24 protein-coding genes and 1 riboswitch are annotated in these 22,427 nt (G+C 48.6%); of the genes, 3 read left to right on the top strand and 21 right to left on the bottom strand.

The genetic code is table 11. The annotated features are described in order from the left end of the window. Positions 1-72: 72 nt before the first annotated feature. Together ON064_RS02795 and ON064_RS02790 are read right to left on the bottom strand one after the other, a co-directional pair. Positions 73-1,500 carry a RecQ family ATP-dependent DNA helicase gene (locus tag ON064_RS02795; RefSeq protein WP_274623523.1) on the bottom strand — a complete coding sequence of 476 codons (1,428 nt, stop codon included), beginning with the start codon at positions 1,498-1,500 and terminating at the stop codon, positions 73-75. After that, entirely contained in the window at positions 1,497-2,522 is a 1,026-nt protein-coding gene (locus tag ON064_RS02790; protein WP_274623522.1) for a YpbB family protein, read from the bottom strand. The genes ON064_RS02795 and ON064_RS02790 overlap by 4 nt, the downstream gene beginning before the upstream one ends. A gap of 106 nt (positions 2,523-2,628) precedes the next feature. On the opposite strand from ON064_RS02790, the gene ON064_RS02785 reads away from it, so the two are divergent. Then, positions 2,629-2,880, top strand: coding sequence for a ferredoxin (locus ON064_RS02785; RefSeq protein ID WP_068869317.1), 252 nt, complete (start codon positions 2,629-2,631; stop codon positions 2,878-2,880). A 117-nt stretch (positions 2,881-2,997) separates the two neighbouring features. Here ON064_RS02785 and ON064_RS02780 read toward each other — a convergent pair whose 3' ends face one another. The 11 genes from ON064_RS02780 to ON064_RS02730 all read right to left on the bottom strand — a co-directional run bounded on the left by ON064_RS02780 (position 2,998) and on the right by ON064_RS02730 (position 13,999). Then, positions 2,998-3,579 (bottom strand): ECF transporter S component, encoded by a 582-nt coding sequence (locus ON064_RS02780; RefSeq protein WP_121297596.1) that lies wholly within the window; start codon positions 3,577-3,579, stop codon positions 2,998-3,000. 145 nt (positions 3,580-3,724) lie between these two features. Further along, positions 3,725-3,860, bottom strand: a riboswitch (FMN riboswitch). Positions 3,861-3,938: 78 nt separating this feature from the next. Next, positions 3,939-5,123: a hypothetical protein gene (locus ON064_RS02775; RefSeq protein ID WP_274623521.1), complete on the bottom strand. Its 1,185-nt coding sequence runs from the start codon at positions 5,121-5,123 to the stop codon at positions 3,939-3,941. Next, positions 5,113-5,646, bottom strand: a complete 534-nt coding sequence (gene sigX / locus ON064_RS02770; RefSeq protein ID WP_241663036.1) for an RNA polymerase sigma factor SigX — start codon at positions 5,644-5,646, stop codon at positions 5,113-5,115. The genes ON064_RS02775 and sigX overlap by 11 nt, the downstream gene beginning before the upstream one ends. A gap of 46 nt (positions 5,647-5,692) precedes the next feature. Next, positions 5,693-7,471: an ATP-binding protein gene (locus ON064_RS02765; RefSeq protein ID WP_274623520.1), complete on the bottom strand. Its 1,779-nt coding sequence runs from the start codon at positions 7,469-7,471 to the stop codon at positions 5,693-5,695. Beyond that, positions 7,464-8,180 (bottom strand): response regulator transcription factor, encoded by a 717-nt coding sequence (locus ON064_RS02760; RefSeq protein WP_068485838.1) that lies wholly within the window; start codon positions 8,178-8,180, stop codon positions 7,464-7,466. The genes ON064_RS02765 and ON064_RS02760 overlap by 8 nt, the downstream gene beginning before the upstream one ends. A gap of 102 nt (positions 8,181-8,282) precedes the next feature. Beyond that, the gene (gene ccsB / locus ON064_RS02755; protein ID WP_274623519.1) at positions 8,283-9,467 is read right to left on the bottom strand and encodes a c-type cytochrome biogenesis protein CcsB; all 1,185 of its coding nucleotides are present in this window, start codon (positions 9,465-9,467) and stop codon (positions 8,283-8,285) included. Then, positions 9,464-11,116, bottom strand: coding sequence for a cytochrome c biogenesis ResB family protein (locus ON064_RS02750; protein WP_274623518.1), 1,653 nt, complete (start codon positions 11,114-11,116; stop codon positions 9,464-9,466). The genes ccsB and ON064_RS02750 overlap by 4 nt, the downstream gene beginning before the upstream one ends. Positions 11,117-11,129: 13 nt before the next feature. After that, positions 11,130-11,681: a thiol-disulfide oxidoreductase ResA gene (gene resA, locus ON064_RS02745; RefSeq protein WP_274623517.1), complete on the bottom strand. Its 552-nt coding sequence runs from the start codon at positions 11,679-11,681 to the stop codon at positions 11,130-11,132. Positions 11,682-11,770: 89 nt separating this feature from the next. Beyond that, positions 11,771-12,502, bottom strand: coding sequence for a pseudouridine synthase (locus tag ON064_RS02740; RefSeq protein WP_274623516.1), 732 nt, complete (start codon positions 12,500-12,502; stop codon positions 11,771-11,773). Between the two features lie 164 nt (positions 12,503-12,666). Continuing rightward, complete coding sequence (scpB, locus tag ON064_RS02735; protein WP_274623515.1) at positions 12,667-13,257, bottom strand: SMC-Scp complex subunit ScpB; 591 nt, start codon at positions 13,255-13,257, stop codon at positions 12,667-12,669. Beyond that, a complete protein-coding gene (locus ON064_RS02730; RefSeq protein WP_274623514.1) occupies positions 13,229-13,999 on the bottom strand; it encodes a segregation/condensation protein A in 771 nt (256 codons plus the stop codon). The genes scpB and ON064_RS02730 overlap by 29 nt, the downstream gene beginning before the upstream one ends. A 62-nt stretch (positions 14,000-14,061) precedes the next feature. Here ON064_RS02730 and ON064_RS02725 point away from each other — a divergent pair, with 62 nt between their 5' ends. Next, entirely contained in the window at positions 14,062-14,562 is a 501-nt protein-coding gene (locus ON064_RS02725; RefSeq protein WP_274623513.1) for a DUF309 domain-containing protein, read from the top strand. 3 nt (positions 14,563-14,565) lie between these two features. Here ON064_RS02725 and ON064_RS02720 read toward each other — a convergent pair whose 3' ends face one another. From ON064_RS02720 to ON064_RS02690, 7 genes are all read right to left on the bottom strand, one after another. Next, the gene (locus ON064_RS02720) at positions 14,566-14,925 is read right to left on the bottom strand and encodes a GNAT family N-acetyltransferase (RefSeq protein WP_058380529.1); all 360 of its coding nucleotides are present in this window, start codon (positions 14,923-14,925) and stop codon (positions 14,566-14,568) included. Between the two features lie 181 nt (positions 14,926-15,106). Continuing rightward, a complete protein-coding gene (gene lysA / locus ON064_RS02715; protein ID WP_274623512.1) occupies positions 15,107-16,429 on the bottom strand; it encodes a diaminopimelate decarboxylase in 1,323 nt (440 codons plus the stop codon). Positions 16,430-16,496: 67 nt separating this feature from the next. Continuing rightward, positions 16,497-17,801, bottom strand: a complete 1,305-nt coding sequence (locus ON064_RS02710) for a pyrimidine-nucleoside phosphorylase (RefSeq protein ID WP_274623511.1) — start codon at positions 17,799-17,801, stop codon at positions 16,497-16,499. Between the two features lie 17 nt (positions 17,802-17,818). After that, a complete protein-coding gene (gene deoB, locus ON064_RS02705; RefSeq protein ID WP_274623510.1) occupies positions 17,819-19,003 on the bottom strand; it encodes a phosphopentomutase in 1,185 nt (394 codons plus the stop codon). A gap of 68 nt (positions 19,004-19,071) precedes the next feature. After that, entirely contained in the window at positions 19,072-19,974 is a 903-nt protein-coding gene (gene xerD / locus ON064_RS02700) for a site-specific tyrosine recombinase XerD (RefSeq protein ID WP_274623509.1), read from the bottom strand. Positions 19,975-20,041: 67 nt separating this feature from the next. Further along, positions 20,042-20,509 carry a ferric iron uptake transcriptional regulator gene (gene fur, locus ON064_RS02695; protein ID WP_101805095.1) on the bottom strand — a complete coding sequence of 156 codons (468 nt, stop codon included), beginning with the start codon at positions 20,507-20,509 and terminating at the stop codon, positions 20,042-20,044. A 104-nt stretch (positions 20,510-20,613) separates the two neighbouring features. Next, positions 20,614-21,165, bottom strand: a complete 552-nt coding sequence (locus tag ON064_RS02690; RefSeq protein WP_274623508.1) for an NUDIX hydrolase — start codon at positions 21,163-21,165, stop codon at positions 20,614-20,616. Positions 21,166-21,245: 80 nt separating this feature from the next. Here ON064_RS02690 and ON064_RS02685 point away from each other — a divergent pair, with 80 nt between their 5' ends. Next, the gene (locus ON064_RS02685; protein WP_274623507.1) at positions 21,246-22,148 is read left to right on the top strand and encodes an aldo/keto reductase; all 903 of its coding nucleotides are present in this window, start codon (positions 21,246-21,248) and stop codon (positions 22,146-22,148) included. A 79-nt stretch (positions 22,149-22,227) separates the two neighbouring features. On the opposite strand, the gene ON064_RS02680 is transcribed toward ON064_RS02685, so the two are convergent. Beyond that, on the bottom strand, positions 22,228-22,427 hold a 200-nt coding region (locus ON064_RS02680; protein WP_274623506.1), incomplete at its 5' end, for an IS3 family transposase.

The raw sequence follows: 22,427 nt of genomic DNA, 5'->3' as shown, positions 1-22,427 counted from the left end.
TACCCCTATCTGTACTAATATATCTATTATGACGAAAAAAGGCTTATTTGTAAATAATAGAAATAGAGATTTTCATATAGGAAGAAGGACCTTCAAACGCTCTTTCCAAGAGCCTTGTGTCGATGCTTTCGGCTCGCTTCGATTACCTTTGAACAAGCTATGGTCAATCCCATGAAAACTACAGCAATTAGCCGGTATGGCGGGGTTTTCTTGATTGAAGCTCATGCTGATGTATTGCCGGATGCAGCCGCTTGAATGAACCAGCCCGCGGACGGAAGCTGCTTGCCGTTGTTTTTCTTTTTTCAATTGCTCGATCTGGTTCAATGTACCTTCAAGGGGTAGACGCTCACGCCAATAGGAAATGATACGATACGCAGTCTCCCTCACCATCCCCTGCTCAATCAATTGCTTCGCTTCTTCCCCGCGCTCATAGATTAGCTCGATTTCATGGCGTTCGGGCAAATCATCCATGATCAAACTCTCCACGAGCCGCTCATCGCCGGCGGCATACAATAACGTCGCAAGTGAAGGCAAAGAATCCCGGCCTGCGCGCCCGACTTCCTGAACATATCCTTCTATTGAAGAAGGCAATTGGAAATGGATGACGTGGCGAATATCGGGAATATGGACCCCCATGCCGAACGCATTGGTCGCACATACCCACTCCAGCTCCTTATTGGCAAATTGCTGCTGCACAAAAATACGGTCCTGCTGTTCCATTCCGCCGTGGTAAAATGCCGCGCGGATGCCGAGTGCGAGAATACACTCCGCCAATTCCTGCGATTTCCGGCGTGTTCCGGCATAGATGATCCCTGGCCCGGCGTATGTTGACACCAAATTCAATAATTCTTCCAATTTGTCGCTGTCATTGTCGAATTTGCGGATATCGTAGCTAATGTTCTTTCGGTCCATTGGATGTGAATAGACGAATGGGTCACTCAATTTTAAGTAACGTTTGATTTCATCTGTAACTTTGTCGGTCGCCGTTGCGGTCAACGCCAAAGTCTGCGGATTGCCAAGCTTTGGTAGAATCTCTGCAATGCGCAAATAATCCGGGCGAAAATCGAAGCCCCATTGAGAAATGCAATGGGCTTCATCCGCGACTAGCAACGAGATGCCGAGTGATTTCAATTTGCCGAGCACATACGGCTGTACAAGCATCTCGGGAGCCACGAAGATGAATTTATAATTACCGAGCGTGTTCCACGCCCTTTCGCGATCTTCCGGTTTCATGAAGGAATTGATGGCAATGACCGATTTTTCCCCCATCTTCTTCAATTGGGTGACTTGGTCTTGCATCAACGATAAAAGCGGCGAAACAATGACAATGGCGCCTGGCAAGACTTTGCCAGGAAGCTGATAACACAGCGATTTCCCCATTCCGGTCGGCAGCAGCGCCAAAACGTCACGCCCCGCCAGCACTTGTTCGATCACTTGTTTTTGACCGGGGCGGAATTCCGTGTAGCCGTAAGCTTCGTATAATAGCTTTTCAAGATTCATGTGACGCCACCTCTCATCGCCAGCGCCAACCGGATCTGAAAATAGCTGGCTTCCGGCAACCGCTCTTTAATATCCCGCAGGCGCATCGTCTTCAACTCCTTGCTGATGTGATGGATCGATTGAAATAACTGCTCGTCCATAAACGGTGCAGAGCTGAACGCTGGGTCGTTCATGGCCATCTCCACGAAATGATCCTCGATCGTACTTGTTTTCAGCTGCCGGAGCTCAGCAATCTGCTTGAGTGAAAATCCACGTTCAGACAGATTTTGCGTCCGCTTCGCCGATTCTGTTAAGGCGGATTGCTGGATGATGCCTTCAAGCATACCCGCTAGCAATGGATATTCCATGCCTTCTAGCACATCCAGCCAAGCATGCATGGCTTCAACAGCCGCAATCTTTACATCTATCGGCAAAACGCCATGCTGCATGGCCAATTGATCCCAGGTGAGCCCGCCGACTCCATAGCCCGACAACCGTTCCACCAGAATATTTTTATGCGTTTCGGTTGTTTTTGCCTTAGCCAAGCTGGTTTCGAGCTGGTTTTTGAAAGCTTCTTGAACAGCGGATGAGCGAAAATCGACGCGTTTCAAATAAGCTTTGGCCCACGCCTGTACCGTTTCATCGGTGACGACTGGATCAAAGCGCTTTTGGCCTTGCATAAAATTGGACATCGTCTGGACCACCAACGATAGGCGCGCAAAGAACCGATTTTCATTGCCTCTGTACTTCCAGCCATTCAAGAGCGTAGGTGGAATTTCCAGATCGAATGCGGAGCGATGGAGCTGGACGCTGTTGTCATCTGGGATCAAATAGCCCTGCGCCTGCAGCCTGTCAATGGACGCTAGATATTCTTGCTTGTCCAGTTTCGGGAGCACTGCAAAATAAGGATGCAACCCGAAATAGCCGATGTCCTGAATCGTTTGCCCTGATTTCTTTCCTTTAATTAAATGATAAGGGGAAGATACGGTCCGTTGACCGTCTACCGCTTTCATAATCGCTAAAACGACTTCATCGAATCGCACTGAATTACCCTCCTGGCGGTTTTGGGTTGAAAAAATCATGAAATATCTATAGAATAAACACGATAGTATAACTGAACTTGTTCGGAGATAAAGGAGAGGAACTGGAATGGCTAAATATACCATTGTTGATAAAGATACGTGTATCGCATGCGGAGCTTGCGGAGCAGCGGCACCAGACATTTACGATTATGATGATGAGGGCATCGCCTTCGTTATTCTTGATGATAACACGGGGACTGAACAAGTGCCAGATGAGCTGATGGAGGATATGGAAGACGCATTTGAAGGATGCCCAACCGATTCCATTAAAGTTGCAGACGAGCCATTTGAAGGGGATCCACTTAAATATGAAGACTGACCAAATTTTGGTCAATAGAAAAAGGGGTTTGAAGGGGATCCACTTAAATATGAAGACTGACCAAATTTTGGTCAATAGAAAAAGCGGCCGGAAGAATCATCTTCCAGCCGCTTCTTTTTATGATAAATAATAGGAACGTTGTTTTTCAATCCAGGTATGCATGCTGCCGAAGATCAATAAGACGACGGTCGTAAGTGCCAAGCCTTTGATCAAGTTGAACGGCAGGATCCCGAGAACAATGGTCGTATACAATGCGTTCCCTGTCTGTTCTGGCATGTTCAGGAAGTACGTGTACATTGGCAAAAAGACGAAATAATTCAGCAAGCTCATGCCGATTGCCATCGAGAATGTTCCGATGACCAAACCGAATGCGATTCCTTTTTTTGTGGAAACTTTACGGTAAATGGCGTAGACCGGCAAAATGAACAATAGGCTCGTCGCGAAATTCGCCATATGCCCTACAGGGACGCCAGTCGGGCTTCCTGAAAAAATCCAGTCCAATACGTTCTTAAAGAATGCTACCAAGACGCCTGCGACAGGCCCCATCGTGATCGCCGCGATTAGTGCAGGCACGTCACTGAAATCCACTTTCAAAAATGCTGGCAATGCCGGCAGCGGAAAATTGAATAGCATCAACACAAATGAGATGCTGCTTAGCATACCGATGACAATCATCGATTGCAATTTCTTGTTCTTCATGTTCCTCTCTCCTTGTCGTGATTCACCAGAAGAAAGGTTCGGATCGCATGCTGCCATAAAAAATCCCTTAAGCAAGTTTCACTTAAGGGAGAGTTAGGCACACTGAAATAAACGGTCCGCCATTAAAAACGGCATGCGTCCGTACCTTCACCTTCTCCCATCCAGACTATACTGTCGGCTTTGGAATCTCACCAAATCCTGCTTTTTACGGCTCGCGGGCTGATGGACCATTATGTCCAATTACCGCCGGTAGGGAATTACACCCTGCCCCGAAGATGAATCGATATTTTTTTATACAAGTCAATCTTATAAAAAAAAGACAGCAATGTAAACCATACTGCTTACATTGCTGTCTTTTTTTATTTTTCTGGCCAGTCGATGCGGTTGGGCGAAACGGGCAGTTCAAGTTCTTTGGAGAAATCGAATCCTGCCCATTCCGCTTGTGCCGTATTGGATACCGTCAACGATGAGCCGTAGGACTGAGCCGTGAGCGCCATGCTTTCAATCATCTGCATCGCTTCCATTCCATCAAGCGCCTCCAAGTCCAAAGGCTCTTCGAATGTCAATATGGCGTTCGCACCGTCCACCTCGATGCGGTAACTGATTCCTTCCAGAATCGGCGATCGGTAATCCTCATTCGGCGATTGCTGAAGTGCCATCAGTGCATCTCCTACATTTTCCGACGACATGCCGTAAGCCGGAGCCAAATGCCACTCACTTGTTGACGAAGCAAGCAAGTAAAAGCTTTGCCCTTGCTCTCCCGGAACGATTGGTTCCACTGTCCCTACATGGGATAATTGCGCTGCCTCCCCGTCTTCATTCAATACACGAATTTCCTGCTGACCCATGAACGTTTCCTCCAAACTGTTCAGATACAGCAAAGTGGAGGCCGAACCTTGATCATAGGAATGGCCGTCCGGCAAGAAATGGCTGATCGTCGAACCGTTTTGCTGGAGCTCGCCTTCATATGGATGATACTCATCAAAACCCAAGCCGGATTCATCGATTTGACCGGCGAATGTTTCATATAGTTCGAGAGCGTTCGGCTCTGCCGTATCGGCTAGCTGTTCAGGAATGACGAAACTTGTGGGCACAACATAGCCATGATAAGCAAGCCCGATGCGCAACACATGAGCACCTTCCAGTTCGCTCTCATAAACTGCGCTCCGCTTCACTTCCGGGCCATCCGTGGCCAAACTCGCTGCCCCTTCGGATTCTTTTGTAGACCCATCCGCTTGTTCTGCTTTTTCTGCTTGTTCCGTCGGTGCCTCATCTGTTGCCATCGTCGACTCCGCTTCACTGCTTTCACTCTCGCTGCTTGAGTCGGTTCCATTCTGCTGCAGCAAAGAGGCGACGAGCACCGAGATGCTCAGGAATGCGACGATGGCAACTAATAGCGGCAGCCAGCGCTTCGGCTGTTTGGGTGCTTGTTCTTTATGGGAAAGCTTTTTATACACTTCGGCTTTGGGCCGCCTGTCTTGTATTTTGGGGAAATCCCGCAACAAATTTTCGATTTCTTCATCGTTCCATTTGTCATTCGGCATATTCTCCTCCCCCTTCTGCTTCTAGTAATTTTTGGCGGAGGGACCGGATCGCCCGGTGCTGTGTCGTCTTGACTTTGCCTTCCGACCACTCCAGGACTTCAGCAGTTTCCGCAATGGAGAGATCTTGGAAATAACGCATGATGATGACAAGCTTCTGGTCGCCAGTACACAAATCGAGCATTTGGTACAAGCGGATCTTGTCTTCATTGAGCAATGAAACTTCTTCAGGTATTCGTTCAGCCGACACCAATTGCTGGGTTTCCCAGTCGAAGAAATCCATCGAATGCTTTTTTCTCACTGCGGTCTTGCGAAAATGATCGATGGCAACATTTTTGGCGATTGAAAAAAGCCAGGTTTTTTCCGAACTCTTTCCTTGGAACCGGTCATAAGCGCGCAGCACCCTCACATAAACTTCATGCATCAGATCTTCTGCCACATGGCGGTCCTTCACTAAATACACCAAAAACTGAAAGACATCCTGATGGTACTGATCGTACAGCCGATGAAACACGGAGTCATTCACGCAACTCCCTCCGTTCCTTGGATTAGTCGTCACGACAACAAAAAAGTTACATCGCCTTCAGCGGCAATGTGAAGATGAACGAAGTGCCTTCGCCGAATTTGCTTTCGGCGCGGATTTCTCCCGAATGCGCTTTGATGATGTTGCTGGCAATCGCGAGACCGAGTCCTGTGCCGCCTTTACCGAGCGTTCTTGCCTTATCGGCTTTATAGAAGCGCTCAAAGACGAACTCCAGATCCTTTTCTGTAATTCCAGCCCCGGTATCGTTGATCGAAACTTTTGCGTGGTCTCCCATGTTTTCGACATGCACGTGCACTTGCCCTCCCTGTGGAGTGTGGCGAAGTGCATTATCGATCAAATTCGTCATGACCTGTTCGATGCGGTCTTCATCAAGTTCGGCTGCTGCCCAGTCGTCAAGTTCTGTCGTGAAGCTCAGTTCGATGCCTTTCTCTTTCGCAGCTTGGCTAAATTTCAAAGTCATCCGCTCGATGGCATTATTGAACTGCACCAACTCTTTGTAGAGGCGCATATGGCCTGATTCCAATCGTGCCAAGTTCAAGAGGTCAGTGACGAGTCGGCCCATGCGCTGGGATTCCTCGTAGATGATTTTGGTCATTTCATTGCGCTCTTCTTCACTTGCACCGACGTCATCGAGCAGGGCTTCACTATAGCCTTGCAGCATGGCGATCGGCGTCCGCAGTTCGTGGGATACATTGGCGATGAAATCTTCGCGCAGCTTCTCAAGCCGGTGTTGTTCTGTCATGTTGTGGAGCACCGCTACCGCGCCGCGCACGCTTTCGCCACTGTAAAGCGGGCTGAAATTGATTGCATAGTACGCACCTTCAATTTCAAGCTCTTCCTCGATTTCCTCCTGGAAGGTCAAGACGTGGTCAAGCATATGCAGCATTTCAGATGGCAACGCATTGGCATCGGTCGTACCGTCTTTGAAGAGCCATTGCTGCAGCAGCTTCTCTGCCGGCGGATTGCTCAACAGGATGGTCTTGTCCTGATTGAACGTGATTACGGCATCCGCCATTGAAGTCAAGATGCTCGATAATTGCTCTTTTTCCTGATTGATCACTTCTAAATGATGCTTTAATTGGCGTCCCATCTGATTAAAGGCAATCGCCAATTGGCCGATTTCGTCTCCAGAAGAGACTTTCACTTTCGTATCGAAATTTCCTTTCGCCAATTCAAATGCCCCTTCGCGCATATTGCGCAGCGGGGAAGTGATGCGGGTCGAGAGGAAAAATGCGAAAAACGTTGTCAATAATAACGCGATAAACGCGGACAGGAAAACGATATTCGTCGTCCTTTCAGCTGTGCGGTCCATAACTTCCAATGACTGGTAAATAAAAACTGTTCCGTGAAGCTCATCGCTTGTTTGAAGAGGCGAAGCCATGACAATATATGATTCCATCCGGTCTGCTTCCGACAAAGATGGCAGCAGCATTTCTTTCGTTACAGTTTCGTCGCTTTCGAATACTTTTTGAAATTCGTTTTCGCTGACGATTTTTTCCCTGATTTCCTCGCCATTCAAGCCGTCATGCAGATAATAGGAGATTTCCCCCGGTTCTTCTGCGATGACCGCATTGGTTTCAGGACCCAACACTTCGTCGACAATAGACAAATTGCCTTCATTGCCATGATCATTGAAAATCCTCGCGATCATATTGGCTTCATTATGAAGTGCTTCTTCCACCGTTTCGCTATGAAAGTTTCCGAGAAACTCCAACAGCAGCACCGTCACGATAAACAGGACAAAGGAAACGAGAAGCAAAATGGTTACCCACAGCTTCCCGACGATGCTATTCCATATTCTATTCATTGCCAACCTCAAATTTGTACCCGACACCCCAAACCGTGACAATCATCTTAGCGGCGGATTCCGATACGCGGTTCAATTTTTCACGCAAGCGTTTGACGTGTGTATCCACGGTACGCAAATCGCCGAAAAAGTCATAATGCCACACTTCTTTGAGCAAATGCTCCCGGTCGAACACTTTATCTGGGGATTTTGCCAAGAAGTATAAAAGTTCATATTCTTTAGGTGTTAAATTCACTTCGACGCCGTCTGCTGTTACACGATGGGCATCGTGGTCGATCGTCAAATGTGGAAAGACGACCAAGTCTTTTGAAACGGTCGAACTCGTAGAAGGCGAATAAGCCGACGACCGGCGTAAAATTGCTTTAACACGCAGCACGACTTCCCGCGGGCTGAACGGCTTGACGATATAATCATCCGCTCCAGATTCAAATCCTTCCACGCGGTTTGCTTCTTCGCCTTTAGCCGTCAGCATGATGATCGGCGTCATTTTCGTCTCCCGAAGTTCGGTAGCCACTTCGATGCCGTCTTTTTCCGGCATCATCAGATCAAGCAAGATGCAATGATAATCCGTCTCCATCGCTTTTTCCAATGCTTCCACGCCATTTTCCGCTTCTTCCACCATATATCCTTCACGCTCGAGATACATTTTCAACAGGCGGCGGATCCTCTCTTCATCATCCACTACAAGAATTGTAATTTCTTCAGACATCCTAATCCCTCCAACTTTCATCTCTATACCTTTCATTGTACCGATAAGGGTTCCAAAAATAAACGAAAAGCCTTTTCCACTGGAAGGAAAAGGCTTTTGTCGTCAAGCGTATGAATGCAGTCCGGCAATAATCAAGTTGACTGCCACCAAGTTGAACATGATGATGACAAAACCGATGACCGCGAGCCAAGCAGACTTTTCGCCTGCCCAGCCTCTACCAAGCCGCAAGTGCAAATACGCTGCGTAAAACAAGAAGGTAACGAGTGCCCACACTTCTTTCGGGTCCCAACCCCAGAAGCGCGACCAGGCGATTTGCGCCCAGATCATGGCGAAGATCAATGCCCCGAGCGAAAAGATCGGGAATCCGATGATAATAGAACGGTAATTGATCTCATCCATCAGCTGCAGATTGACGTTTTTCGTAAACGGCTGCAGCATTTCGGAAATACGTTTGCGGAAAATCAGCCGGATCAATGCGTATAGCACCGTCCCGACTGCGACCGACCAAAGTACAGTCGTCAATTTCCCAGCATGGACAATCGGCGGCATTTCCAATAGCGGCGTAAATGCCCCGTCTGTCATTGGCTCGAATTCATTCATTCCGAAGATTGCCGGCATGTTGTAAGTGATTTCCGACGGCTGGCCGTCTTTATTGACATAAGCAAAATCCGCTTCGTAATTCGTCAAGGTAAAGAATGTGCTCGTCACGACAAAGCCAAGAACCAAGACGAGCGAATACATGATGGCCTCAAGCCAAAAGCGCTGCTTCGACTTTTTCTTTTGGTCGACGACTTTGAGCAAATAAATCAAGCCAGCCGCCGCACTGATCGCAAGAATTCCTTCCGCGATGACGACGGTGATGACGTGGATCGCCAGCCAATTTGTCTGAAGGGCCGGAATCAAGGGGCTCACTTCACTTGGGAACATGCTTGCGTAAGCGATGATCAATAAGGCAATCGGCAAAACGATCATCCCGAGCACCGCTGTTTTATATAACGCATAAAGAATGATGAATCCGCCAACAAGCGTCATTCCGAATGCCGTGGTGAATTCGAACATATTACTGATGGGTGCATGGCCAGTGACCATCCACCGCGTAATGAAATACCCTAATTGCGCAAGGAAGCCGATGACCGTAATGGTGATGGCGACTTTACCCCAGCGCTCTTCAGATCTGTAAGTGCCTTTTTTATTGCCTTTTACAGCGCCCCCGAATACGAATGTCGCAATCAGGTAGGCGATGAAGGCTACGTATAATAAATTGGAACTGATATCGGCTAATGTCATGTCAATTGTTCACCTTCCCTTTTCTCCTGTGCTTCCATGTCTTCCTGTTGGTCGCGATATGCTGGAAGAGAAGCGTGTTCAGTCACCTGGTCCAGATCTTTTTTCAACCCAAACCAGTTTTTATTCGTGTGGCCAGCAAGCAAAATGCTGCCATCCGCCTGCTGCTGAATCCAGAAGCGGCGGTGGTTGAAGTACATCCCTTGCGCCACGCCGATCATGAAGATCAAGCCGCCGAGCCCGAGAATCGGCAAAGTGCGGTCTTTACGCACCGTCAAGCCAGATGCATCCCGTGTCTCGACACCTTGGAAGGCAAGTTTATAGTCGTTATCGCCCAGTGGTTCAACTGTGTTCTGGATAGTGATGAAACTCGTCTCGCCGTCCGGTGTATCGGGAGTCGTCATTTTCACGAGGAAGCCCGGGTTTTTCGGCAGCGGTGTCGCTGTTTGCGGTTCGCCGTTTTCAAAACCGGAGAAGTCAGGATAATAGCCGAGCAACTCGACAACGGATCCGTCTTCAAGCTCGTAATTGGTTTCCGGATTTACCAAATCGATTGTCAAATCTCCGCGGCTTTCACCTGTTTCCTTGTTCTGCAACGCAAAGCTCATCGTTTTTAGCTCATCTTGTTGGAAATCCATCTGATACAAGGCGTAGCCATCGAATTTAAATGGCTGGTTGACGCGGATGGCGTGTTCTTCCACCATTTCCATATCGGCAGTATCGCCTGGCAATGCGCCTTCCGGAATTTTGTAAAGAACGACATCCGTTTGGTAGTTTTTCGCTACTGTTCCGACGCGGTCGATTGCTTCACCGAATTTCTCTTCTTCGCCTTCACCTGTGTAAGTTTCCAACGTAAAGCCTTTACTCTCTAACACATAGCCAGGTGCATCCGGGATCGCACGCGTTTCGCCTTCACGGATCCACAGCGTTTCGTCTACATAGAAACCGGGCATCATGCGCAGCATGACGCCGAACAAGAAAATGATCAATCCAATGTGATTAACATAAGGGCCCCACCGCGAAAAACGGCCTTTTTCAGCAAGCAAGCCATTTTTATCGGTCGACACCTTATATTTCAAATCGGTTAATTTCTCTTCGGCTTTTTTGAGCGTTTCCGCGTCTCCTGGCCCTTCAGCTAAGATACGCTGCTTGTGCATAAAGCTGGAATGGCGCAACACGCGCTGGTTTTTCAATGATTTATAAAGCGGCACAAAACGGTCGAGGCTTGCAATGATCAACGAGATCGCAAGCATCCCGACTAGCCCAATAAACCAGAAGGAATTGTATAAATCATGGAAGCCGAGCGCATGGTACACAGTCCCGACACTTCCATAGATATCGGTGTAATAAGCTTCGATATCCGCTTCTGTTGTTGCCGGAACGTATTGTTTCTGTGGCAAGATTGTGCCAAGAGCGGCAGCGATTAGTAATACGATGATGATACCGACGCCGACTTTAACACTGGAAAAGAAATTCCAAATTTTGTCGATAATCGACTTATTATACGTTTGGGAACGTCTTGCCGTTCCTTCATAGCGCATATCCGCCAATTGTTTGTTTTGTTCCTGTTCGTTAAGCGGCCGGCCGCACGATTCACAAAGAACCGTTCCTGGCGGGTTTTCATGGCCACATTTGCAAATCAATTTGTCCATCCCAAAAATCTCCTTATTCAGGTTTGATTTCTTCCATAAAACCTGCGATATCCTGCTCTGTCATTTCACCGGTCACGATTCGCTGGATTTCACCTTGCGGATTCACCAGCATGGTCGTTGGAAGCGGGCGGATATTATATGCAGTCATGACGCTTTTATCACGGTCGATGACAATCGGAAAATTGAGTCCGTATTGACGGGCGAACGTCTCTACTTCAAAATTCGATTGCGCAATATTCACCGCAAGGATTTGGACGCCTTGATCTTCATATACTTCGTACTGGCTGGCCATTGCAGGCATCTCCTTGATGCACGGTTCACACCACGTGCCCCAGAAATTCAAGAACACGCCCTGCCCTTTATAATCGGACAGCTTATGGGTTTCACCGTCGAGATCCGTCAGCGTAAAATCCGGCGCCGGATCTCCCACTTTCAGTACTTCCACTTCATCTGCTGTCACGCTATTGTAGATCGTGTAACCAATGGCCGCGACCAATAGCAGCAAAATGACGGAGCGCATGATTGTCCGGTTTTTCTTTTTGTTTCGTTTTTTCTCCGTACTCATAAAGATCCTCCTTCGAAGGATTGGATGCACATCAATTATAGCAAAGATTCATAGGGCCCCTGACCACAGTTTTGAAGGGTTTGTGAACGTTAGCGGCGTTTGCCGGTATCCGCAAGCACGCGTAATTGCTTCACTTCATGGGGGCTAAGCTCTCTCGATTCCCCAGCATTCAGACTGTGCAATGTCAAAAAGGCGAATTGTTCGCGGCTTAGCTTCTGTACCGGGAAGCCGATCGCTTCGAACATGCGGCGGACTTGGCGGTTGCGGCCTTCATGGATAGTAATTTGGACAATCGCTTTTGCCGCTTTCGTGTCGGCTGACAATAATTTCACTTTTGCCGGCGCTGTCATGCCGTCTTCCAGCTTGATGCCTCGTTCGAGTTTCTGGAGGTCTTCTTTGGTCGGGATTCCTTTTAAGCGCGCGACGTAGGTCTTATCGATCTCAAATTTCGGATGTGTCAGGCTATTGGCGAATTCGCCGTCGTTCGTCAACAACAACAATCCTGATGTGTCGTAATCGAGACGTCCGACAGGATAGATACGTTCTTCGACATTAGGGAAGAAATCCGTCACGACTTTGCGGTTCTTATCATCGGACACTGCCGAAATGACGCCGCGCGGCTTGTATAGTAAAAAGTAAACTTTTCGTTCTTTTTCCATTTGGACGCCTTCCACTTCGATCTTATCGGACGGTGTCACTTTGACGCCCAGTTCCTTAATAGTTTTCCCATTGACCTTCACTTTGCCATCTAAAATCATTTGTTCTGCTTTGCGCCTTGATGCAATTCCTGCATGCGCCATTACTTTTTGCAATCTTTCCATTTCCAGTTCACCCCATCTAATTAAATATCGGCTGCATAGGCGGCCGATTCACGTTCTTCGCGGTCTTTCTAACCGGAATTATGGCATAATTCCAGCTAAAGAGAAAGCGCATCGCTCAAAAGAAAAGAAGACTGTTAATGCGTCCCAGTCTTCCCAGTAAGCTCCTATGCATTTACTTCTTCTTTGAATGCTTCTTGAAATTTTGTCATGAAGAGATCGGTGTCTTCTTCCGGCTCTTGTGCCATCTCTTCAGGCAGAGGAGGTAATTCCTCCAAGTTTTTCAAGCCGAAATAATTAAGGAATTCGTCAGTCGTGCCGTACAGAATGGCACGGCCTGTCCCTTCAGCACGGCCGCATTCCTGGATCAATCCTTTGGCTGCGAGAGTCGCCAGCGCTTTTTCGCTTTTCACGCCACGCAAATCCTCAAGTTCCACCCGGGTGATTGGCTGTTTGTACGCCACGATCGCGAGAACTTCGAGTGAAGCCTGCGACAGCGATTGAGGAGTCGGGTTCTCAACCAGCTTTTGGATGGTTTCCGCCATTTCCGGCTTGGTCACCAATTGATAAACGCCTGCCAGTTCTTTCAGCGTCACCCCGAAAGCTTCCCCATCGTAACGGCTCTTCAGCTCCGCGAGCGCTTGCTCCACTTGTTCTGCACCCGCTTCTGTCAAAAATTGCAATTGGCTGAAACTCAAGCCATCGTCTCCTGTGACAAAAAGCAATGCTTCAATTTGGCCCAAAAGGTTCTTCTTCATCTTGCCACGTTTCCTTTCTCAGTTCCACCGACAATTCGGTGAAATTCTTTTGCTGTTCGACCGCAATCACTTGCCGCTTCATCAATTCAAGCAAGGACAAAAACGAAACGACGAGCACTGCCTGGTCATCAGACGGGAAAAGTTCGGAAAAATTAGCCCGTCCTTTGAATGACTTCAGCCGCTCGACCATCGAGCCCATCTGTTCTTTAATAGATACTTCCTGGCGTGCGACGCGTGTCGAAAGCGGCGCCCTCAGTTGCTTTCGGCGCAGCATCTTCTGGAATGCCCCGAGCATGTCGTACGCATTGGCATCATAATCCATAGTGTCTGGCTGCTGGAGTTCCGATAAATCAGCAGGCGCTTTTGAATATAGCACCGCCCGGTCATTCTCCAGTTTTTTCAGTTCGCTGGCCGCTTCTTTGTATTTTTTATACTCGATCAGCCGTGACACCAGTTCGTCGCGAGGGTCTTCTTCATCGAATTCATAATCGACTTCATCGATTTCCCCTTCATGCACCGGCAGCAGCGTCTTGCTCTTGATCGCCAGCAAAGTCGCCGCCATCACTAAGTACTCGCTCGCTTCATTAAGCTCGAGCACTTGCATTGCTCGGATATGCTCCATATACTGTGTAGTGATTTGGGAAACGGGTATATCGTAAATATCGATTTCCAAACGATGAATTAAATGCAATAATAAATCAAGCGGGCCTTCAAAGGCGTCCACTTTCACTTCATAAGACATGTGACTACCACCTGACTGTTCATATTCCTACTATACTTGATTATAAAAGAAAGGAGATTGAAATGCATCCGCTTAACCATCCCTTATTCCTTCAGTACATCATCCACTTCAATGATGAAAAAGATTATTTCGAATGCCACGAAGTCGGCGAAGAGTACTGGAAACAAATAGCACCGAAAGACAAGACCCATCCACTGACCGGGTGGATCCAATTGGCAGTCGGCATGTACCATTGGCGCCGCAGCAATTATCCCGGCGCCCTCCGTTCGCTCATACGGGCCAAACCGAAACTCGCTGAAGCAGGCATTTGGACCGAAGGCTTCGACCAGCAGCAATTGATTCGGCTCCTTACCGAATCGATACAAGGAGTCACCGACCGCGCACCGTTCGAACACCGCGACCTGCCACTTGTGCCAGGCGAACTCGTTCAAGCGATCGAAGAACGGAAGCAGCAATACCTGGCCCCGGCGCACGATGAATATTATTTAATGCACAAGCACCGGTTGCGCGACCGAACGGAAATCATTGCGCTCCGGCAACAGAAAAAAAGGCGGAACCTTTAAGAATTAAAGGCCGCCTTTTTTTACTGGGCATTTATTCAGGAAAGCTTCGGTTTCGTCTGTAGCCCGCATTTCCCGGTGCTGCATCATGTCTTGAATCTTATCGATCATCTGATGGCCGATCCCGTCGCCCCGATGGGATGGATTCACCGACACATGATGGATGGTGTAATGATCATCTGCGACTTCCACACCTAACAACCCGACAAAATCGTCCTCTTTTTTCCATAGGAACAATTGCCATTCCGGGTTTTCTTCATAGATGTGCATCGTCTGCTGCAGCTTTTTCAGTTCGCGCTCTTTGGGCATGAAAGACAACAAACCCATGGCGATCTTTTCAAATGATTTTTTGTATCTGTATAACATAATTGATCCCTCATTTTCATCTTAAAAGCAGCTTTACCCATACTACTATAAACTCCCCAATAACTCAAGTTTACGCAGGATCAGCCGCCTGTGACATTGTCTGCAAAGAACAGCCAGTAGGCGATGCCCCAGGCGAATGCCATCAACAGGACGAACAGGAACAGCATAATGTTCTGCTTTCTCAACGCTTAGCCTCCTCTTGCATATAACCCACTTCATTCTTGATCAAATCTTCAAAGCTTTCGCGATGGATGACGAGCTGATGCTTGCCGCCTTCCGCAAAAACGACTGCCGGCCGGGTGATCCTGTTGTAATTGCTCGCCATGGAATAGCCATATGCACCGGTACAGAAAACAGCTAGGATGTCGCCGGCAAAAACTTCCGGCAGACGGGCTTCTTCAATGAGCTTGTCGCCGGATTCACAGCATTTCCCTGCGATTGTATAAACTTGCCCTGCCTCTTCCTGAGCGCGGTTGGCGAGCAAAGAACTGTATTTCGCACCGTACAGCGCAGGGCGGATATTGTCGGACATTCCGCCGTCGACCGCTGCATAGCGGCGAGTGTCGGGCACATCTTTTGTCGATCCGATCGTATAGAGCGTCGTGCCAGCATCACCGATCAATGAACGGCCCGGCTCAATCCAAATTTCCGGCACCGGGAACCCGGCCCCTTCGGACGCGGTTTTGACCGTGCGGATCATGTCTTTCACATACACGGCAGGCTCAAGTGGAGCATCTTCTTCCGTATAGCGGATGCCGAATCCGCCTCCTAAATTCAACACGCTGCATGTGTAGGAATGGTCTTGTTTCCACCCCGCCATTTTCAATAGCAGTTTTTCAGAAGCCATCTGGAATGCTGCAGTTTCGAAAATCTGGGACCCGATATGGCAATGAAGGCCGATCAACTCGAGATGTCCGTGAGCATAGGTTTCCTCAAAAGCACGGTCTGCCTGGCCGTTGTTTAAATCAAAACCGAATTTCGAGTCTTCCTGTCCGGTTGTGATGTAGTCATGGGTATGGGCTTCAATCCCTGGCGTGACGCGCAGCAAGATGTTCATCTTCTGCTGGCGCTGTTCCGCTGTTTTTTTCAGCAGTTCGATTTCGTGGAAATTATCGACGACGATGCAGCCGATTTCTTCATCAAAAGCCATGTCGATTTCCGCTTGGCTCTTATTATTGCCATGGAAATGGATTTTCTCTTTCGGGAATCCGCTTTGGATCGCCGTGTAGAGCTCCCCGCCAGACACGACATCGAGCGACAGCCCTTCTTGTGCTGCGACTTGATAGATGGCGATGCCGGAGAACGCTTTGCTGGCATAAGCGACTTGATAACCGACTTGTTCGTTTTGGAAGGTTTTTTGGAACGCTTGAGCGCGTTCGCGGAATAGCGCGATGTCATAGACGAAAAGCGGTGAGCCGTATTGTGCTGCAAGGTCTATGGTGTCTACTCCCCCAATCGTCAAATGGCCTTTTTCGTTAATTGATTGTGTCCCGTATAGATGCATGTCGACTCCTCCTGAATGGGCTATGTATAGTAAAAATCTTGCTGAGCCTAGACCCAGCAAGATTCGTTTAATCGGTGATCAAAGCAGAGACGAGTTGAATCGCTTCAACCGGCTCGTTCGAATACTCGATACTATTGTATAACATTTCCTGGCATTCCGCGAGGTCCTGTGTATTGGAATAAATCGTCGCCAAAGCTTCGCCTTTTTTGACGAAATCGCCGACCTTCTTGTGCAGCACTAAACCGACCGATAGATCGATGACCGAATCCTTCGTCGCGCGGCCTGCGCCGAGCACCATGGCCGCTGTCCCGATTTCATCCGCTTCCATAAAGGAAATATAGCCGTCCTGCTTGGCTGGCAGTTCGGTAACGAATTTCGCTTGCGGCAATAGGCTGAGATCGTCCACTACAGCCGGGTTGCCGCCCTGGTCTTCGATCAATTGGCGGAACGCTTCGAGTGCTGAACCGTCTTTAATGACGCTTTCTAGCATTGCACGCGCCTCTTCTAAAGTTTCTGCCTTGCCGCCGACGACGACCATTTGGCTGCCGAGTACGAGGCATAGTTCCGTCAGATCTTCCGGGCCTTTCCCTTGTAGCGTTTCAATCGCTTCTTTTACTTCCAACGCATTGCCGATCGCAAATCCGAGCGGCTGGCTCATATCTGAAATGATGGCCATCGTTTTGCGCCCTGTCGCATTGCCGATGCCGACCATGGCGTGCGCCAGTTTTTTGGCATCTTCTTCGGTTTTCATGAATGCGCCCTCGCCTGTTTTCACGTCAAGCACGATGGCATCGGCGCCGGCTGCGATTTTCTTGCTCATGATCGAACTTGCGATCAGCGGAATGCTGTTGACGGTCGCCGTTACATCGCGCAAGGAATACATTTTCTTATCGGCAGGCGTCAAATTGCCGCTTTGCCCGATCACAGCCAATTTGTGTTCGTTCACTTGGCGGATAAAGTCTTCTGTTGACAGCTCGACGTGGAAACCGTCGATCGCTTCAAGTTTATCGATTGTCCCACCGGTGTGTCCAAGTCCGCGCCCGCTCATTTTGGCAACTGGAACGCCGCACGCTGCTACAAGCGGCCCGAGGACTAGCGTCGTCGTATCGCCGACGCCTCCTGTTGAATGCTTATCCACTTTAATGCCTTCAATGGCCGACAAATCGATCTGGTCTCCAGACTCCGCCATCGCCATCGTCAAATCTGCCCGTTCACGCTCACTCATATCCTGGAAAAACACAGCCATCAAGAATGAGCTCATTTGATAATCGGCAATTTCGCCTTTTGTATAGCCAGAGACGATAAAACGGATTTCTTCTGTGGACAGCTCATGGCCGTCCCTTTTCTTTTCGATCAAGTCTACCATTCTCATTGGTCATTACCGCCTTTTCAGTTTAGTTTCGATAGGAAGCTTGTGCCGAATTTCGGCAATTCGCAAGCGAAATTCTCCGCAATGGTCGCACCGATATCCGCAAATGTCGATCCTGTTCCAAGGTCAGACCCGCCGTTGAAACGAGGAGAGAATGCTAGAAGCGGAACATATTCGCGCGTATGGTCGGTTCCCGGGAAAGTCGGATCGTTTCCATGGTCTGCTGTAATGAGCAGCAAATCGTCTTCTTTTAAGCCTTCCAGCACTTCCGGCAGGCGCACATCGAATGCTTCGAGCGCTTTTGCGTAACCTTCAGGGTCTCTGCGATGCCCGAAGAGCGCATCAAAATCTACGAGGTTCAAAAAGCTCAAGCCGTTGAAGTCCTTGCCGACCACTTGAACGAGCTTATCCATGCCGTCTGCGTTATCCGTTGTTCTCAAAGCTTCTGTCACTCCCGCGCCATTATAGATATCATTGATCTTGCCGATGGCGATGACATCTTTCCCGCCATCTTGCAGTTCATTCATGACAGTGCGGTCAAAAGGCGTCAAGGCATAATCATGGCGGTTGGATGTGCGTTTAAATGCACCAGGTTCACCTAGGAATGGGCGAGCGATGACACGCCCGACCAAAAATTCCGGGTCCAAGGTCAATTCACGTGCTGTTTCACAAATCCGGTACAGCTCATCCAATGGAATTACTTCTTCGTGTGCAGCAATTTGCAGAACCGGGTCAGCAGACGTATAGACAATCAACGCGCCCGTTTCCATGTGTTCTTGGCCGAGTTCGTCAAGGATTTCAGTGCCGCTTGCCGGTTTATTGCCGATGACTTTGCGGCCCGTCGCCTGTTCAAGTTTGTCGATTAATTCTTTCGGAAATCCTTCTGGATAGACTTTAAACGGTGTATCGATGTTGAGCCCCATAATTTCCCAGTGACCTGTCATCGTATCTTTTCCGACAGAAGCCTCCTCGAGACGCCCGAAATGGGCAGCTGGTGCATTTTGTGCTTCCAGTCCTTTAACGGGAACGATATTGGCTAGTCCCAACTTCTCCATATTCGGCATCGAGAGTCCGCCGACAGATTGCGCGATGTGGCCTAGCGTATCCGCTCCTTTATCCCCAAATGCTTCAGCATCCGGCGCTTCGCCGATGCCGACCGAATCCAGTACGATTAAATGTATGCGAGTAAACGGTTTCATTGTCATGTAATTTCCTCCTTATTTGCCCTTTTATTCTATCATATGATTGGCCCATGTCGGAAGTCAGACCTCTGTTAGGCACGCGGATGAAATTGCGAGTACACGTCTTTCAAACGCGTCTTGCTGACATGGGTATAGATTTGGGTCGTTGAAATATCTGCGTGCCCAAGCATTTCCTGTACGGCCCGCAGATCTGCCCCATTTTCGATTAAATGAGTAGCGAATGAGTGACGCAATGTATGCGGAGTCAACTCTTTTTGGATGCCCGCTTTCTGGGCGTGCTGCTTGAGCAATTTCCAGAACCCTTGCCGCGTCAAGCGTTTCCCTCTTTGGTTGATGAATAGGGCATCGGTTTTTTCAGAAGGATTTCGCAACATGAGACGCCCCGATTCGATGTATTGGCGGTTCGCCTCAAGTGCTGCCCTGCCAAGCGGGATGATCCGTTCCTTGCCGCCTTTTCCTGTGCAGCGCACGAACCCCATCGTCAAATGAACATCTTCCATATCCAAGTTGATGCATTCACTGACACGCATGCCGCTCGCATAAAGCAATTCCAGCATGGCCCGGTCGCGCAGCCCGCTGGCTTTTGACGTATCCGGGGAATTCAATAAAGCATCGATTTCTTCTATAGATAGGATGTTCGGAAGCTTCTTATCCATTTGAGGCATTTCCAAGTGAACGGTTGGGTCCGAATCGCTGCGCTTTTCCCGGATCAAGAATTGGTGGAAACTGCGGATCGAAGAAATATGCCTTGCCACTGTACGCGAAGTTTTCGCCATTTCCTGCAGATGGCGCAGGTGATTCAAAATATGGACACGCTCAATTTTCCCAAGCCGCTCCAATTGTTCGACTTCACTCATATATTGGATGTAGCCTTTCAAATCGCGTTCATATGAAGTCAGCGTGTTATCAGCCAGCTGTCTTTCCACTCGGAGAAAATGCAAATAATCATCCAATGCATCTTTCGCATCGTTCATCGGGATTCCTCCTTTTTGCGCTGTTTTAATGAAGATGAAAAAAAGACGGCCTACGACAGGCCGCCTTTTAAGCGTCTTTTTCCGGCTTATCAGCACCCGAATCATGGCAGCGCCAACAAATGCCATGAAAAGTCAGACGGTGGTCTTTGATCTGGAAGTTCCAGCGCTTTTCCACGACTGCTTCGACATCTTCAAGCAAATCTTCCTGTATTTCATCCACTGCCCCACACTCTAAGCAGACCAGGTGATGGTGGAAGTGTGCTGCGCCTTCCTGACGCAAATCATAACGGGAAACGCCATCCCCAAAATTTATTTTATCGACAATTTTCAATTCGGTCAGAAGTTCCAATGTACGGTATACCGTAGCTAAGCCGATTTCCGGTGCGATGTCCTTGACCAAAAGATAGACATCCTCAGCACTTAGATGGTCTTCTTCATGATCCAATAAAATTCGTACCGTTGCTTCACGCTGTGGCGTCAGCTTATAACTCGCAGCGTGTAATTGCTTTTTTATCCGATCTATCCTTGTTTCCATGCGACGCCCTCCCTCAAACTGTATTCATTATATCAAAAGGGCGTTCTCGATTACAACAATCGATGCCGTTTATTATTTAGAATCATTCTTAACTGGTAATTGGATTAATTCTTATCTGATAAGTAGTTTTTAACCCATTGCACAGCGTAAGCGGTTTTCGCGTCGTAAATCCGTTCGTTCTCAATCAAACCTTGCGCTTCCTCTACCGTCACTTCTAGCAATTCCACGAATTCGTCCTCATCCGTCACTGCGCCATTCTCTGCACGGTGCAAGCCGCTCGCAAAGAAAACGTGCACCACTTCATCAGCAAATCCGGGAGACGTCGAAAAGCTGATCACTTTTTCGAGCTTATCCGCTGAATAGCCTGTCTCTTCTTCCAGTTCACGCATAGCCGTGTACTCCGGTGCCTCGCCGGGTTCCAGTTTTCCGGCCGGAATTTCGACTAGTGAGCGTTCGAGCGCTTTGCGGTATTGTTCAACCATGATGATTTTCTTGTCACCCGTCAATGCGATGACCGCTACCGCTCCCGGGTGTTCGATCAATTCGCGCTTCGACTGTTTGCCATTTGGCAGTGTCACGTCGTCGACTTTCAAATTAATGACCTTGCCCTCATACAAACGTTCACTATGAATTGTTTTTTCTTCAAATTTCTTCATACTGGCCCTCATTTCATTTGTAGTTTCAATACCGCAAAGTATACCATAGAGGAAACAAATTTTTACAATGAGGTGAAATGATGAAATACAATACACTGGGAACCAGCGGATTTGAAGTCAGTGAAATTGCACTCGGCTGCATGTCATTTCCGGAAGACCCGAAACAAGCAGGAGCCATTATCGACGAAGCGATGGACAATGGCGTCACTTATTTTGACACAGCCGATTTCTACGGCAAAGGAAAGAACGAGGAAATCGTCGGCGGTGCACTTGGCAACCGGCGCAAAGACATCATCCTTGCCAGCAAAGTAGGGAATGAATGGTCGGAAGACTCGGATGAAGTGAAATGGAATCCGACGAAAGCTTATATCAAAGAACAAATCCACAACTCGCTGCGCCGCCTAAAAACGGATTACTTGGATTTGTATCAGCTTCACGGCGGAATGATCTCCGATAACTCAGAAGAAACGATCGAAGCGTTCGAGGAATTGAAAAAAGAAGGCTTGATCCGCGCTTACGGGATCTCGTCCATCCGGCCGAATGTCATCCGGCGCTTTTTGAACAATAGTGAGATTGCTTCTATCATGATGCAGTACAGTCTCCTTGACCGGCGCCCTGAAGAATTCTTGCCGGAGATCGGTCAAACCGGCCGTTCTGTCGTTGCACGCGGCAGTTTGGCAAAAGGCTTGCTGACGGCTGAAGGTTTCACACGCGCTGAGAAGATGGGCGACTATCTGCAGTATGGACCGGATCAGCTGACGGCTACGTTGAAAAAGCTTTCCGCCATCCATGACAATGTCCATGCACTCGCCCTGCATTCGGTGCTGTCAGACAGCACCGTAGCTGCAGCGGTAACTGGCGCAAGCAGCCCTGGGCAATTACGCGAAACTCTGCAAGCTTATCAACAGCCTGTCACTGCACAGCAGGTTGAAGATGCCAAGAAAGCGACGCGGCTGGACCGCTACGAACAACATCGCGATTAACCAGTTGCTTTAAAAAGAATGGCGTCCCGCCTTGAACTGAGCCCCATTTAGTGGACGATTTAATAAAAGCACCCGGCAGCTAGACTGCGATTAGATGACTTCGGTATTGTGCCGGAGTCATCTTTTTTAGGTTCCATTGCTTGCGCGTTTCGTTGTAATGCTCCATGTATTCATCCACCAGCCCCTTTAATTCGGCTAGGCTGGTCGCTTGTTTAAACTCGACTTCATCTTTAAAGTGACCAAAAAACGATTCGATGGGGGCGTTGTCGAGACAGTTGC

Source organism: Planococcus sp. A6 (genome assembly GCF_028823615.1).
In the GTDB taxonomy this organism is placed as follows: Bacteria; Bacillota; Bacilli; order Bacillales_A; family Planococcaceae; genus Planococcus.
The sequence above is the reverse complement of the archived record's forward strand: the minus strand, read 5'-3'. Positions and strand labels throughout refer to the sequence as shown.